Source organism: Aeromonas sp. sif2433, assembly GCF_019218705.1.
GTDB classification, from domain to species: domain Bacteria; phylum Pseudomonadota; class Gammaproteobacteria; order Enterobacterales; family Aeromonadaceae; genus Aeromonas; species Aeromonas encheleia.
Map to the genome: position 1 here is coordinate 16524 of NZ_JAHUXD010000013.1, position 14360 is coordinate 30883.

Genomic DNA, 14360 nt, shown 5'->3' on the forward strand with positions numbered 1-14360 from the left:
ATGAATATGACCTCGTTCAATCACAACTACTGGTGGTGCTGCCCATAAACAGGCGGCACTGCTTTTCTATGTAAGATTTCCCAAAGAAAACACCGTGACCGCCGAGAGGCGGTCATTGTTTTTATCCCTTTGTCGCCTCCCAGCCCACCCCACTGGAGAGAGTGACATGCACAACCCCATCATACTGACCGGCGACCGTCCCACCGGCAGACTGCACATAGGCCACTACGTCGGCTCCCTGCGCCAGCGCGTGGAGGCCCAGCACCACTACCGTCAATTCGTGATGATCGCCGATCTGCAGGCGCTGACCGACAACGGCCACAACCCGACCAAGGTCACCGACAACGTGCTGGAGGTGATGGCCGACTACCTGGCCGTCGGCCTCGATCCCGCCAAGACCACCTTCTGCCTGCAGAGCGCCCTGCCCGCCCTCGCCGAACTCACCTGCTACTACCTCAACCTGGTCAGCGTCGCCCGACTGGAGCGCAACCCCACCGTCAAGGCGGAGATCCAGCAAAAAGGGTTCGAACGTAGCCTGCCAGCGGGTTTTCTAACCCACCCGGTCAGCCAGGCCGCCGACATCACGGCGTTTCGCGCCACCCATGTGCCGGTGGGCGAGGATCAGCTGCCCATGCTGGAGCAGACCAACGAGATAGTGCGCCGCTTCAACGGCCTGGTGGGCAAAGAGGTGCTGACCGAGTGCCAGCCCATACTGAGCGACACCGGCCGCCTGCCCGGCATCGACGGCAAGGCCAAGATGTCCAAATCCCTCGGCAACACCATAGAGCTCGGCATGTCGGCGGACGAGATCAAGCGAGCGGTTTATGCCATGTATACCGACCCCAACCACCTCAGGCTGAGCGATCCGGGTCAGGTGGAAGGCAATACGGTGTTCGCCTATCTGGACGCCTTCCACCCCGACAAGGCGCTGGTGGCCGAGATGAAGGCGCACTACCGGCGCGGCGGGCTGGGTGACATGCGTTGCAAACAGGTGCTGGACGACTGCCTGCAGAGTCTGCTCGCCCCCATGCGGGCGCGGCGCCAGGCGGCCAGCGCCGACAAGGGGCAGCTGCTGGCGTTGCTGCATCGGGGGACCCAGCAGGCCCGCGTCCTCACCGACGAGGTGCTGGCGGAGGTGAAGGGGGCCATGGGGCTGGATTACTTCGCCGGGTTGCGCTGAGCCGGGGTGCCCAGCGCGGCCTCGCCATAGCGCTCGAAGGCGAGCCGATGCAGCAGGCCCTTGAACCAGCCGATCGCCTCGTCGTGGGCGCTGAGGGGGTGGCCCGCCATCAGGTAGACGATGGGGATGGCGGGCTCCAGCTGGTGCAGCCGCAGCGGATAGTGGCGGCAGAAGTGGCGCCCTATCATCTCGGGCACCACCACCAGGTAGCGACCGGTCGCCATCAGCTGCGGCACCGCCATAAAGCTCGGCAGCCTCACCCCCAGTTCCCGCGCCACCCCGAACCTGGCCAGCCAGAGATCCACCATGGCCTGGCTGTGGCCCCAGCTGGAGGTGTGGATGTGGGGGCGGCTCACCAGCTCGGCGGGCCCCAGCGCATCCGGCAGCGCGCTGCCGAGCGGTGACAGGCAGACCAGGGGATTGTTGAACCAGGATTCGCGCCACAACCGGGGGGAGAGATGATTGGCGTCGGCAAAGCCGATCACCAGATCCAGCTCCCCCTTCTCCAGCTCCCGCTCATAGTCGCTGTCTGCCAGCTCGCACACCTCCAACCGGCAGGAGGGAGCCTGCTGCACCATGCGCTCCACCAGCACCGGCACCAGGCCGTGCTCCACCGATCCCGGGGTAGCGATGCGAAAGACCCGCTGCGCCGTGGCGGGATCGAACCCCTTCGCCTGGCGCAGGCCCTGCTCCAGCATGGCCAGCGCCTGACGCACCGGCCCGGCCAGCGCCTTGGCGCGCTCGGTGGGCATCATCTCCCGCCGGCTCATGACGAACAGCGGATCATCCAGCGCCTGGCGCAACCGCCCCAGCGCATGGCTGACGGTGGACTGGGAGAGGTGCAGCCGCTCGGCGGCACGGGTGACGTTGTGCTCCTGCATCAGCATGTCGAACACGGTGAGCAGATTGAGATCGAGGCGGGAGAGGGGGAGTTCCATCGATATTGGCCATAGTTGAATGACTACAATTCATTTTTGGCATAGTAGCAGATTGCATAGAATGCGCGGGCAAATTACATCGGAGATTAAAATGCGTAGCTATCTGTTGTTGCTGGCGATCGGCCTGTTGTGGGGCTCCCAGTTCATTTTCATGCATCAGGCCGTCGCCGAACTGCCCCCCATCATGGTGGCCGCCGGACGTGCCGTGTGCGGCAGCCTGACCCTGGGTCTGCTCTGCCTGTTCATGCGCCTCAAGAGCGAGCACACGCCGTGGCGCACCTACATGATGATCGCCCTGCTCGACGCTACCATCCCCTTCATCATGGTGGCCTGGGGCCAGCAGTATGTGGATAGCGCCATCGCCGCCGTGGTCATGGGTTGTATCCCCTTTGTGACCATTCTGGCTGCGCCCCTGTTTATTTCTGGTGAAAGAATCACCAAGGGCGGCCTGATCTCCGTGGCCATCGGCTTCGTCGGCGTGCTGGTGCTGTTCTGGCCGAAACTGGCCAACGGCATGAATGCCGGCCTGCTCGGCTCCATCGGCATACTGTTCGGCGCCAGCTGCTTCGCCATCGGCCTGCTGATGATCAAGCGCTTCGCCAAGGACCACCCCGTGGTGGTGGCTCGCAACATCCTGATCTCCTCCGCCGTGCAGTTGCTGCTGGCCGCGCCCTTCGTGACCGATCTGAGCGCCCTCACCCTGCCGAGCCAGCATGCCATCGGCGCCGTCGCCGTGCTGGGCGTGTTCTGTACCGGCCTGGTCTACTTCCTCTACATGGCGTTGATCCAGAAGGCGGGCCCGACCTTCGCCTCCTTCAGCAACTACCTGGTGCCGCTGTTCGGCGTCATGCTGGGTGCCCTGTTCCTCGGCGAGCAGATCCAGTCCACCACCGGTGTGGCGCTGGCGCTGATCCTGGGTTCAGTGGCCCTCAACCAGTGGGCCCAACAGCGCCGCACCCAGCGGGAGGCGACCCCATGTCAGGCATCCTGACCACCCTGTGTGGCGGTCTGGTGCTGATTGCCGGCTGGCAGTATCGCCACCGGCTGGCCGGCGTGCTCGGCCTGCTGATGCTGACCCTGCCCTGGTTCTTCGACAGCAAGCTGCAGGCCATGCTGAGCTATGCCCTGAGTGCCTGAATACCCGTTTCTGAATGTGTGACGAGAGTGTATCTCTCCTGTTTTTTGGGACCGTTTTAAAAAACCTCCGATTCGTCCCCGCTACCGGCGCTCTGCGCCGGTTTTTTTATGCCAGTTTCCCGCCCTCCGGCCAGTAACGGTAGCTGAGCCGCTCGTTCTTGCGTGGGCCCCTGATCTCCCAGCCCAGCAGAAAGCCGCTCGTGGTCTGCGTCAGCTCGGCGCTGTAGTGGTCCTGACCGCAGAGGTGCGGCTCGGCGGTGAGCCAGCGCCCGTCCGGCTGGGGCAACAGCTCGAACAGCAGGACGGGGGCCTCATGGCGCAGGTGGGAGAGAGAGATTCCCCGCTCGCCGCGCTGCCACCAGAAGCTGTTGTGCATGGTGAGCACCCGGCCGTGGGGTGTGGTGTAGCGTCCCTGCTCCGTAAACAGCCAGCCTCCCTGATGATCGGTCACCCGCACCTCTCCCTCGCCACGGCCGTTCCAGTCGGTCGCTGAACCGGCCCCGTTACTCGCCTCGAAGGCAAAAGCTCCGATCTGTGGCAACTGTTCCCATAAACGCTGGATCGCGGCTTCCAACTCGGCCATCATAGCGCCCTCCAAAATTGACAACTGACGACAATTCAATCACATGAACTACTTGATAGGGGTCACCCTGCTCTGGTCCTTCTCCTTCAGCCTGATCGGGGTCTACCTCGCTGGCCAGGTGGATGCCTACTTCTCCGTGCTGACCCGCATCGCCCTCGCCAGCCTGGTGTTCCTGCCCTTCCTGCGCCGGCGCTGGCTGCGTCCCGCGCTGGTCATCAAGCTGATGACGCTCGGCGCCATCCAGCTCGGCATCATGTACCTGTTCTATTACCACTCCTTCCTGCTGCTGACGGTGCCGGAAGTGCTGGTGTTCACCATCTTCACCCCCATCTACGTCACCCTGCTCCACGACATGCTGGAGTCCAGATTCAAGCCCACCTATCTGTGGGGGGCCCTGCTGGCCGTGCTGGGGGCGGCCGTCATCCGCTTCGATGGTCTGACCGAGAACTATGTACTGGGGTTCCTGGTGGTGCAGGGGGCCAACCTCTGCTTCGCCCTTGGGCAGGTGGGTTACAAGGTGCTGCTGGCACGGGAGGCACAGCAACCACCCCAGCTGGCGGTGTTCGGCTGCTTCTACCTCGGCGCCCTGGCCGTCGCCCTGCCCGCCTGGCTGATGCTGGGTCAGCCCCAATACCCGAGCACCAACCTGCAATGGGGCATACTGCTCTGGCTGGGGGTGGGGGCATCCGGGCTGGGTTACTTCCTGTGGAACAAGGGCGCCACCCTGGTCAGCAGCGGCGTGCTGGCCATCATGAACAACGCCCTGATCCCGGCCGGCTTGCTGGTCAATCTGGTGCTCTGGGGCAAGGATACCGACCTGATCAGGCTCAGCCTGGGTGGCCTGCTGATGCTGGCCTCCCTCTGGGTCTGCCAGCGTCAGCCGGCGCGTAGCGCGAATTGGCGATCAGCCGACCGTCAGGCCCGTTGACACAGGCCCTCTTTGGGCCCACCGGCGTCAGCGGGTGAGTGAACGCTGACTAAAAATCAACCTATAACTGTGTTGTGTTCCCGTCTGGCCTGGCCGTGGCAGGAGGCCAGCCGGGCCAGCAGGTGATCGATCTGCTCGGCGGGCTGGCTCTGCACCAGCCCGATGCTGACGGTCACCGGCCGCTCCGGCAGCAGGCTGGCGTCGGCAATCTCCATCCGCAGCCGCTCGGCGATCTCCAGGCCGCTCAGGCGATCGGTCTGTGACAGCATCAGGATGAAGCCATCCTCGTCCCAGCGGGCGAAGGGATCTTCCCGTCGCAGCTCGTGACGCACTATGCGGGCCAGTTTCGCCAGCATGGCGTCGCAAGCCGCCTCGCCAAACAGCTGCAATATCTTGCTGCGGTGATCCACGGTGAACTGCAGCAGGCAGAAGTTGCCACTCTCGCCGGCCAGCCGCTCATCCAGCAGCAGCTCGAAGTGACCGCGGCTCTCCAGGCCGGTGAGCGGATCCGTATCGTGGCGATCGCCCAGCGGGGGTGCCGCCGGATCGAGGTGACGCACCACCCCCAGCAGATGACCCTGCTCGTCGCGGCGCACCCGCTCCTCCAGCCGGACATAATGGCCCTGATGGTGCAGGATGCGGTACTCGAGCCGCAGCCCGTTGCTGTGGCCCCCCTGACAGGCGCGGATGGCCTCCTCCAGCCGGGCGGCATCGTCCGGGTGTACCCGTGCCAACCAGCCGAGATCGTCCAGCCCGCACTCACCCAGCCCCAGCAGTTGCAGGCAGGAGGGATCGCGCCTCAACCCCTGCTCGACCGACCAGGTCCAGATCCCGGCCTCCAGCAGTGCCATGGCCTCCGTCACCAGGGCCACCTCAAGCCGGGCCACGGCCTCTACCCAGGGAGTCTCATTCCTTTCCATCACACGCCTCGACACCGGATTTGAATCGCAGCTCAATAAGTAGCATTGGCGCCAGTGCCGAGCAACAGGCTGGGCCCGCTTTTCCCTGATGGCCCGCCATCAACGCCTGCCAAGGCCCCCACACTAGGTGAAAGCCTGTATGCCATTGGGGCTTAACCAGCGTGCCCCTGATAACCCGCCATCAGCGCCTGCCAGTTCTCCGGCACGAAGTGGAAGCTGGTGTGCAGTTGGGACTCTTTGTTGAAGGAGCGCAGCAGCCGCTCCAGGTTCGCCTGCTGCCAGCTGCCGGGGGAGCGGATGGCGCCCTTGTCGAAATCGATCACCCACACCTTGCCATCCTTATCGAGCAGCAGGTTGTGGCTGTTGAGATCGGCGTGGTAGACGCCGGCATCGTGCAGCTGGCGCACCGTCCGGCCCACCCTGTGCCACACCTCGCCGGCGATGGCGCCCTGCTTGAGCAGCGCCACCAGATCCTTGGCACCACGGATGCGCTCGATCAGGATATCGGCGCGATAGAAGGGACCCTGCTTGGCCATGCGAGCCGCAAACGGACGCGGCACCGGCAGACCCTGCTCACTCAGCTGGGCCAGCAGGCGGTATTCGGCCATGGCGCGGCTCGTCTCCACCCCTTCGAACCAGAAGCGATCCCGCACCACCTTGCCCACCAGGCCTCCGCGGTAGTAGTGGCGCAGCACCAGATGGCTGGACTCATCCTTCACAAACCAGGTCACCCCGCGACCGATGGAGGAGCCCACCACCTGGCGATGCGTCTGCCACCAGGCCGGGTCGAACAACGCAGGGGAAGGGTCACGAAAGGCCCCTTCGGCATACCAGCAGATCTGGTTATGGACGGTCTGTGTCAACATCATGAGAATTCCGATCGGTAGATGGGCGCAATTTTACAATCCACAAGGGAGTTTGCATAATGCCATCCATCCATTTTGCCACCATTGCGCCACATCATGCCGTTGTTCCAAACGCCGCCCTCTTCCATCTGCATCCTGCGGCTCTCCGCCATCGGGGATTGCTGCCACGCACTGGCGCTGGTGCGCGTCATTCAGCGGGCATGGCCCGAGACCCGCATCACCTGGATCACCGGAAAAATCGAGGCGACGCTCTTCTCCGATCTGCCCGGGGTGGAGGTCATCGCCTTCGACAAGAGCCAGGGATGGCGCGGTTATCGCGCGCTGTGGCAGACCCTCAAGGGACGCGAGTTCGATGCCCTGCTCCACCTACAGGCCGCCCTGCGGGCCAGCATCGCCACCCTCGGCATCAAGGCTAAGATAAAGCTCGGCTTCGATAAGGAACGCGCCAACGACGGTCAGTGGCTGTTCACCAACCACAGGGTGCCTTCCCCCGCCTCCCCCCACGCGCTCGACGGCTTCCTCGCCTTCGCCGCAGAGCTCGGCATCCGGGATCTGACCCCGGACTGGCAACTGCCCATCAGCGCCGAGCATCAAGCCTGGGCTAGGGAGAAGATTGGCGGCAAGCCGACCCTGCTGATCTGCGCCGCCGCCAGCAAGGCGTTCAAGAACTGGACCGCCGAAGGCTATGCCGCCCTCGCGGATCACGCCGCCAGCAAGGGCTTTCAGGTCTATCTCTGCGGCGGCCCCGCCAAACTGGAGCGGGATCTGGCCGCCGACATCCAGCGACTGAGCCAGAGCCAGCCGGTCGATCTGGTGGGGCAGACCAACCTCAAGCAACTGCTGGCGCTGATCGCCGAAGCCAGTCTGGTGCTGGCGCCGGACACAGGCCCCACCCACATGGCCACCCTGGTCGGCACCCCGGTCATCGGCCTCTATGCCCATCACAATCCGGCGCGCACCGGCCCCTATCTGTGCCGCGACTATGCGGTCAGCGTCTACCAGGAGCTGATCGAGCAGGAGACCGGCAAGCCCCTGGCCGAGCTGAGCTGGCGCACCCGCCTCAAGGATCCGGACGCCATGAGCAAGATAACGAGCGAGCGGGTCATCGCCACCTTCGATCGACTCTGCGCGGATCGCCAGCTGCCCGGCTGAGGGGAACTCGGAAATTCCGAGCCATGAGGCTGGGATAATCTGATGGCCCTCCCCTCCCGGGCGAGGCAGAATGCGGGCTGTGGGTAACGCTCCCGCAGCAAGCTACGAATACTTTGATCGGCTGGAATATGATTCCGGCCGTTTTTTTATCCGCCGCCATCTGCTAACATTTGCCGCCTTTACATCCCCCTGATTCTGATTTTTCCGTGTTTTGCGAGCGACTGTCTCCCTTCTGGGCACAAGACGGCGGTCTCTGCTACAACCAAAACACTGTCATCGCTTAAAGGTACAGACATGGCGCAACAAGGCACTCTCTACATCATCTCTTCCCCGAGCGGGGCCGGTAAATCCAGCCTGATCAATGCCTTGCTGACCAAACATAACGATGCTGGCAAGATGCAGCTGTCGGTCTCCCACACCACCCGCGCCATGCGTCCCGGCGAAGAGAACGGGGTGCACTACCACTTCGTGCAGGTGGAAACCTTCAAGGAGCTGATCGCCCGCGGCGACTTCCTGGAGTGGGCCGAGGTGTTCGGCAACTACTACGGCACCTCCCGCGCCGCCATCGAAGCCTGTCTGGCCCGGGGCATAGACGTCTTCCTCGACATCGACTGGCAGGGTGCCCGCCAGATCCGCGAGCTGATGCCGACCAAATCCATCTTCATCCTGCCCCCCAGCCGCCAGGAGCTGGAGCAGCGTCTGATCGGGCGCGGCCAGGACAGCGCCGAGGTGATTGCCGGCCGGATGGCGAAAGCCATTGCCGAAATGGTGCACTATGACGAATATGACTATGTCATTATCAACGACGACTTTGAGCAGGCACTGTTCCAGCTCAGGGCCATCATCGAGTGCCAGCGGCTGGAAATGCACCAGCAACAGCGGGCCCAACAAAACTTGCTGCAACAGTTACTGGCAGAATAGGCCGAAAACAAGTAAACTTTTGCGTCATTTTTAAACACCGCTTTTCTAACCATAGAAAGCCTAAACACTGGAGTCCTGCATGGCACGCGTTACTGTAGAAGATGCTGTAAAACAGGTAGGTAACCGTTTTGACCTGGTGCTGGTCGCCGCGCGCCGCGCCCGTCAAATCGCGGTACAAGGTAAAGATCCCCTGGTCGACGAAGAGAACGACAAGCCGACCGTGATCGCCCTGCGCGAGATCGAGCTGGGTCTGGTGAACAATCAAGTGATGGACACCCAGGACCGCTACGAGCAGCAAGAGCAGGAAGCCGCCGAGCTGGCTGCCGTTGCTGCCATCGCCGAAGGCCGCGGTTAAGTAATTCTTCCGGTTGGCACCCGCCCGGGTGCCGACTTCTTCCCATTTACAACCGCTCGAAAACCTCGCAAACTCAGAGGCATACCCTCAATTCCACGGATTGCCGTTTCACCGCTGCGGGGACTGTCTTGTATTTATTTGAAAACCTTAAAGAAATAGCCAGTTCCTACCTGCCATCCGAGCAGGTTGAGAAGCTCAGGCAAGCCTATGTGGTGGCCCGTGATGCCCACCAGGGACAGATGCGTTCCAGCGGCGAGCCCTACATCACCCACCCGGTTGCCGTGGCCCGTATCCTGGGCGACATGCGTCTCGATCATGAAACCCTGATGGCGGCCGTGCTGCACGACGTCATCGAAGATACCCCTGTCACCAAGGACGACCTGGCCGAGCTGTTCGGCAAGGCCGTCGCCGAGCTGGTCTCGGGCGTCTCCAAGCTCGACAAGCTGAAGTTCCGCGATCGCAAGGAAGCCCAGGCCGAGAACTTCCGCAAGATGATGATGGCCATGACCCAGGATATCCGGGTCATCCTGATCAAACTGGCCGACCGCACCCACAACATGCGCACGCTGGGCTCACTGCGCCCGGACAAGCGCCGCCGCATCGCCCGCGAGACGCTGGAGATCTTCGCCCCCATCGCCAACCGGCTCGGCATCCACACCATGAAGAACGAGCTGGAAGAGCTCGGCTTCGAGGCGCTCTACCCCATGCGCTCCCGGGTGCTGCGGGAATCGGTGCGCCGCGCCCGTGGCAATCGCCGCGAGATCATCGACTCCATCCAGAGCGAGATTGAGGGTCGCCTGCGCGAGGCCGGCATCGACGCCCAGGTCAGCGGCCGCGAGAAGAATCTGTTCTCCATCTACAACAAGATGGAGAAAAAAGAGCTGCAATTTCATGAGGTAATGGATATCTACGCCTTTCGCGTCAGGGTGAAGGACATAGATACCTGTTACCGGGTGCTGGGGCAGATGCACAGCCTCTACAAGCCGCGCCCCGGCCGCTTCAAGGATTACATCTCCATCCCCAAGACCAACGGCTACCAGTCGCTGCACACCTCCCTGGTGGGGCCGCACGGGGTGCCGGTCGAGGTGCAGATCCGCACCGAGTTCATGGATCAGATGGCCGATAAGGGCGTCGCCGCCCACTGGGCCTACAAGCAGGATGGCGACAGCTCGGGCACCACGGCCCAGATCCGCGCCCAGCGCTGGATGCAGAGCCTGCTGGAGTTGCAGCAGAGCGCCGGCAGCTCGTTCGAGTTCATCGAAGGGGTCAAGACCGACCTGTTCCCGGACGAGATCTATGTCTTCACCCCGGAGGGCCGCATCATGGAGCTGCCCGCCGGCGCCACCCCGGTGGACTTCGCCTACACGGTGCACACCGACATCGGCCATGCCTGCGTCGGCGCCCGGGTCGACAGACACCCCTATCCGCTGAGCAGCCCGCTGCACTCGGGTCAGACGGTGGAGATCATCACGGCGCCGGGCGCTCGTCCCAATGCGGCCTGGCTCAACTTCGTGGTGACCACCAAGGCGCGCTCCAAGATCCGCCAGTTCCTCAAGAACCTGCGCACCGAAGAGTCGGTGGTGCTGGGTCGCCGCCTGCTCAACCATGCGCTCGGCGTCAAGAACATCGAAGACATCCCGGAGCCGCGCATCAAGCAGGTGCTGGCCGACACCAAGCACGAGAACCTGCAGGGCCTGCTGGCCGACGTCGGTCTCGGCAACGCCATGAGCGTCATGGTGGCGCGCCGCATGCTGGGGGATGAGCTGCCGCCGGAAGAACAGCCGAAGTCCAGCAGCAAGAAGATGCCGATCAAGGGGGCCGACGGCATGCTGGTCACCTTCGCCAACTGCTGCCGCCCGATCCCGGGGGATGCCATCATCGCTCACCTCAGTCCGGGCAAGGGGCTGGTGATCCACCAGGAGTCCTGCCGCAACATCAAGGGCTACAGCCGCGAACCGGACAAGTACCTGCCGGTACAGTGGGAAGTGGACCAGGAGCAGGAGCAGGAATTCCGCACCGGTATCAGCATCGAGATCATCAACCATCAGGGTGCGCTGGCGGAGCTGGCCAACGTGATTGCCGCCACCGGTGCCAACATCCACGCCATCAGCACCGAAGAGAAGGATGGCCGGGTCTATCTGGTCACCCTGCTCATCACCACCAAGAGCCGCATTCATCTGGCCAACATCATGCGCAAGATCCGCGTGATGCCCAACGTGCTCAGGGTGAGCCGACAGAAGAACTGAACACAGGCGGCGCAAGCCGCCTGCTGCTTTTATAGAGACAACCCATGACTCCCGAACGCTTTAAACGGATCTCCGACATGTTGGCCATGCGCCAGCTCGATCTGACCGTCTGCATGGAAGAGGTCCACAAGCCTCACAACCTGGCCGCCATAGTGCGCACCGCCGATGCCATCGGCATCCACAGGGTACATGCGGTCTGGCCCAAGACCTCCATTCATCCCCGCAAGGGCACCGCCCGTGGCAGCCAAAACTGGGTGGATGTGCAGTTGCACCCGGACATAGGCACCGCCGTCGGCGAGCTGAAGGCCGCCGGCATGCAGATCCTGGCGACCCACCTCTCGGACAGCTCGGTGGACTTTCGTGCCATCGACTACACCAGACCCACCGCTATCCTGGTCGGCCAGGAGAAGCACGGCATAGGGGAGGAGGCGCTGGCGCTGGCCGATCACCATATCGTCATCCCCATGGTGGGCATGGTGCAGTCCCTCAACGTCTCGGTGGCCGCCGCCGCCATCCTGTACGAGGCCCAGCGCCAGCGCGAGCTGGCCGGCTGCTACCAGCGCGGTTGCCCGCTCAGCCTGGAGGAGCAGAACAGCATCTTGTTCGAGGGGGGCTATCCCATCTATGCCCAGCTCTGCAAAGAAAAAGAGATGCCCTACCCCCAGCTCGGCCCGGCGGGCGAGATCCTGGCGGACGAGGCCTGGTGGCAACGGATGCAGCTGACCCGCAAGGGCTGGGCCGCACAACAGGAAGACCCTATGGACATGGAGTATCCATCCGATGAAAGTTAACTGCCTGCCGCTGCTGGCCCTGACCCTGTTTTCTGCCGGAGCCCTCGCCGTGAACAACCCCTATCACCTCACCACGGAAGCCGAGGTCCCGGCCCTGTATCAGCAGACCCTGCCCGACTTCTGGCGCGACCATGCGGTCGAAGGGGAGTTCAAGGGCAAGGACGGGATCCCCATCCGCTACGCCGCCCTGCGCCAGGCCAAGGTGGACAGAGCCATCCTCATCGTCAACGGCCGGGTCGAGAGCTACCTCAAGTATCAGGAGCTGGCCTGGGATCTGTGGCGTCAGGGCTACAGCCTCTACCTCATCGATCACCGCGGCCAGGGGCTGTCCGGCCGCATGCTGGCCGATCCGGAGAAGGGCTATGTCGCCGACTTCGACGACTATGTGCTGGATCTGAAGCAGTTCCACGACGAGGTCATAGTCGCGGACCAGCCCGCCAAGCTGTTCCTGCTGGCCCACTCCATGGGGGGCGCCATCTCGGCGCGCTATCTGGAACGCTGGCCGGATGACATCAAGGCGGCCGTGCTCTCCTCCCCCATGCTGGGCATCAACCTCGGCGGCCTGCCCAAGTGGCTGGCCCAGGGGCTGGCGGCCACCATGGATACCGTCGGCAGCTGGTGGGGCGAGCCCCCCTATGGCCCGGGCCAGGCCGGCTATGTCTCTCATGAATTTACCGACAACGGCCTGAGCCACAGCGAGCCCCGCTACCAGGCGTTCCGCCAGCTCTATGAGCAGCGTCCGCAGATCAAGCTGGGCGGGGTGACGGCGCACTGGATCCGCGAGGGCATCAAGGCCGGGGATGCCGCCATCGCGGAGGCAGACAGGATCAAGACGCCGCTGCTGCTGATCCAGGCGGGGGAAGACGGCATAGTCGACAACCTGGCCCAGGACAGTTTCTGTGCCCGACTCCAGTGTGAAGGGGGCAAGCCGCTGCGCATCGAAGGGGGCTGGCACGAGCTGTTTATCGAGGCCGACGCCCAGCGCCTGCCCGCACTGACCGCGACCCTGGACTTCTTCGCCCGCTTCTAGGGTCTGTTGACATTTCGTCACGACCGCGACGGCGTCAGTTTTTGCGCGTAGCTAGGCGTGAGATGCGAAGTTTGGTCGCCCAAATGAGTCGTCGAGTAACGACGTTACGCGCAAAAAATTGACCCGTTCCTGCGGGTTGCACGGCAAATGACGCCATGCGTTGTTGCAGGACTTGCCAAGGGAATGGCCATTGCCAGCGTCCCGCGCCTAGCCTGGTGTCATTTGTCACAGCAACGCGGTTTGCGCCGAAACGCCAACAGACCCTAAGTCTGGTTATTTTTTGGATCCCTAAATAAATGGGGCGACGCAAAACGCTGGGGTACACTGCCCCGGCGTTCAATTGATGCCGAGGTAATGATGTTCAAGGTAGTTGTATCCGATCTCGATGGCACCCTGCTCAACAAGCAGCACCAGATCTCCCCCCGCACCCGTGACACCCTGCACCGTCTGGTCGATCAGGGGATCAAGTTCGTGGTGGCCACCGGCCGTCACCATGTGGATGTGCGCAGCATCCGCGACGCGCTGGGGCTGGACATCTACCTCATCACCTCCAACGGCGCCGTGGTCCATGACAAGCAGGATCGACTCATCTTCAACCAGACGCTGCCGAGCACAGTCGCGGCCGAGTTGATCGCGCTGGAGCGGGACCCTGACATCCACCTCAACGTCTACTACGGCGACGAGTGGCTGGTGGAAGAAGAGATGCCCAAGATGCTGCAGTTCCATGAAGAGTCCGGCTTCGCCTACCGCCTGGTCGACTTCAGCACTCACCCGACGGACAAGATCAACAAGGTGTTCTACATCGGCGAGCACGAGCAGCTGCTGCAGATCGAGGCCAAGCTCAACCAGCATTATGGTGATCGACTCAACGTCACCTTCTCCCTGCCGGATTGCCTGGAAGTGATGCACGCCGGGGTGCACAAGGGTAACGCCGTGCGCGCCGTGCTGGAGCAGAACGGGCTGGAGATGTCCCAGGCGATCGCCTTCGGGGATGGCATGAATGACTTCGAGATGCTGAGCATGGTGGGGCGCGGTGTGGTGATGGGCAACGCCCACGATCGCCTCAAGCTGGCCCTGCCGGACCACGAGCAGACCCTGACTGCCGATGAAGATGGCGTTGCCGTCTACCTGGAGCAGCTGTTCGCCCTCAGTACCGTCGGCACCGCCTGATAGCCCTCTCCTGGCGATCCCTCAGGTCGCCATGACCATAAGGCCATCGTTTCAACGGCAGGCACTCATCGCCTGAAACGGTGGTCGCACTCCTTTGATCTAAACACTGCGCCAAGGCATCCAGGCCCTGCTGATAAGCCGGC

The 14360-nt window shown here is 63.1% G+C and carries 15 protein-coding genes; 11 read left to right on the plus strand and 4 right to left on the minus strand.

Translation table 11 applies throughout. The features are described from left to right. The first annotated feature begins 166 nt into the window (after positions 1–166). On the plus strand, positions 167–1180 hold the full coding sequence (gene trpS / locus KW825_RS17605) for a tryptophan--tRNA ligase (protein WP_218329928.1): 1014 nt from the start codon (positions 167–169) through the stop codon (positions 1178–1180). On the opposite strand, the gene KW825_RS17610 is transcribed toward trpS, so the two are convergent. Continuing rightward, positions 1159–2118, minus strand: coding sequence for a LysR family transcriptional regulator (locus KW825_RS17610; protein ID WP_042651539.1), 960 nt, complete (start codon positions 2116–2118; stop codon positions 1159–1161). The genes trpS and KW825_RS17610 overlap by 22 nt on opposite strands. Positions 2119–2209: 91 nt before the next feature. Between KW825_RS17610 and KW825_RS17615 the strand changes: the two genes are divergently transcribed. Then, positions 2210–3109 carry a DMT family transporter gene (locus KW825_RS17615; RefSeq protein ID WP_218329929.1) on the plus strand — a complete coding sequence of 300 codons (900 nt, stop codon included), beginning with the start codon at positions 2210–2212 and terminating at the stop codon, positions 3107–3109. Beyond that, complete coding sequence (locus KW825_RS17620; protein ID WP_082030184.1) at positions 3094–3255, plus strand: hypothetical protein; 162 nt, start codon at positions 3094–3096, stop codon at positions 3253–3255. Before KW825_RS17615 ends, KW825_RS17620 begins: the two co-directional genes overlap by 16 nt. A gap of 106 nt (positions 3256–3361) precedes the next feature. Here KW825_RS17620 and KW825_RS17625 read toward each other — a convergent pair whose 3' ends face one another. After that, positions 3362–3838, minus strand: a complete 477-nt coding sequence (locus tag KW825_RS17625) for a DUF6314 family protein (RefSeq protein WP_218329966.1) — start codon at positions 3836–3838, stop codon at positions 3362–3364. A gap of 43 nt (positions 3839–3881) precedes the next feature. Here KW825_RS17625 and KW825_RS17630 point away from each other — a divergent pair, with 43 nt between their 5' ends. Beyond that, positions 3882–4766, plus strand: coding sequence for a carboxylate/amino acid/amine transporter (locus KW825_RS17630; protein WP_218329930.1), 885 nt, complete (start codon positions 3882–3884; stop codon positions 4764–4766). 56 nt (positions 4767–4822) lie between these two features. Here the strand turns inward: KW825_RS17630 and KW825_RS17635 are convergent, their stop codons facing one another. Together KW825_RS17635 and KW825_RS17640 are read right to left on the minus strand one after the other, a co-directional pair. After that, on the minus strand, positions 4823–5686 hold the full coding sequence (locus tag KW825_RS17635; RefSeq protein WP_218329931.1) for a sensor domain-containing diguanylate cyclase: 864 nt from the start codon (positions 5684–5686) through the stop codon (positions 4823–4825). A gap of 152 nt (positions 5687–5838) precedes the next feature. Continuing rightward, the gene (locus KW825_RS17640; RefSeq protein ID WP_218329967.1) at positions 5839–6552 is read right to left on the minus strand and encodes a 3-deoxy-D-manno-octulosonic acid kinase; all 714 of its coding nucleotides are present in this window, start codon (positions 6550–6552) and stop codon (positions 5839–5841) included. 96 nt (positions 6553–6648) lie between these two features. Between KW825_RS17640 and KW825_RS17645 the strand changes: the two genes are divergently transcribed. The 7 genes from KW825_RS17645 (at position 6649) to KW825_RS17675 (ending at position 14217) form a co-directional block, all read left to right on the plus strand. Next, positions 6649–7704 (plus strand): glycosyltransferase family 9 protein, encoded by a 1056-nt coding sequence (locus KW825_RS17645; protein ID WP_218329932.1) that lies wholly within the window; start codon positions 6649–6651, stop codon positions 7702–7704. Between the two features lie 294 nt (positions 7705–7998). Continuing rightward, the gene (gene gmk, locus KW825_RS17650) at positions 7999–8625 is read left to right on the plus strand and encodes a guanylate kinase (RefSeq protein ID WP_218329933.1); all 627 of its coding nucleotides are present in this window, start codon (positions 7999–8001) and stop codon (positions 8623–8625) included. Positions 8626–8704: 79 nt separating this feature from the next. After that, positions 8705–8980: a DNA-directed RNA polymerase subunit omega gene (rpoZ, locus tag KW825_RS17655; protein WP_005307060.1), complete on the plus strand. Its 276-nt coding sequence runs from the start codon at positions 8705–8707 to the stop codon at positions 8978–8980. Between the two features lie 128 nt (positions 8981–9108). Continuing rightward, the gene (spoT, locus tag KW825_RS17660) at positions 9109–11226 is read left to right on the plus strand and encodes a bifunctional GTP diphosphokinase/guanosine-3',5'-bis pyrophosphate 3'-pyrophosphohydrolase (RefSeq protein ID WP_042651544.1); all 2118 of its coding nucleotides are present in this window, start codon (positions 9109–9111) and stop codon (positions 11224–11226) included. 44 nt (positions 11227–11270) lie between these two features. Further along, entirely contained in the window at positions 11271–12017 is a 747-nt protein-coding gene (trmH, locus tag KW825_RS17665; RefSeq protein WP_218292578.1) for a tRNA (guanosine(18)-2'-O)-methyltransferase TrmH, read from the plus strand. Then, positions 12007–13047, plus strand: a complete 1041-nt coding sequence (locus tag KW825_RS17670) for an alpha/beta fold hydrolase (RefSeq protein WP_042651546.1) — start codon at positions 12007–12009, stop codon at positions 13045–13047. Before trmH ends, KW825_RS17670 begins: the two co-directional genes overlap by 11 nt. Before the next feature lie 357 nt (positions 13048–13404). Beyond that, a complete protein-coding gene (locus KW825_RS17675) occupies positions 13405–14217 on the plus strand; it encodes a Cof-type HAD-IIB family hydrolase (RefSeq protein WP_218292576.1) in 813 nt (270 codons plus the stop codon). Positions 14218–14360: the final 143 nt, after the last annotated feature.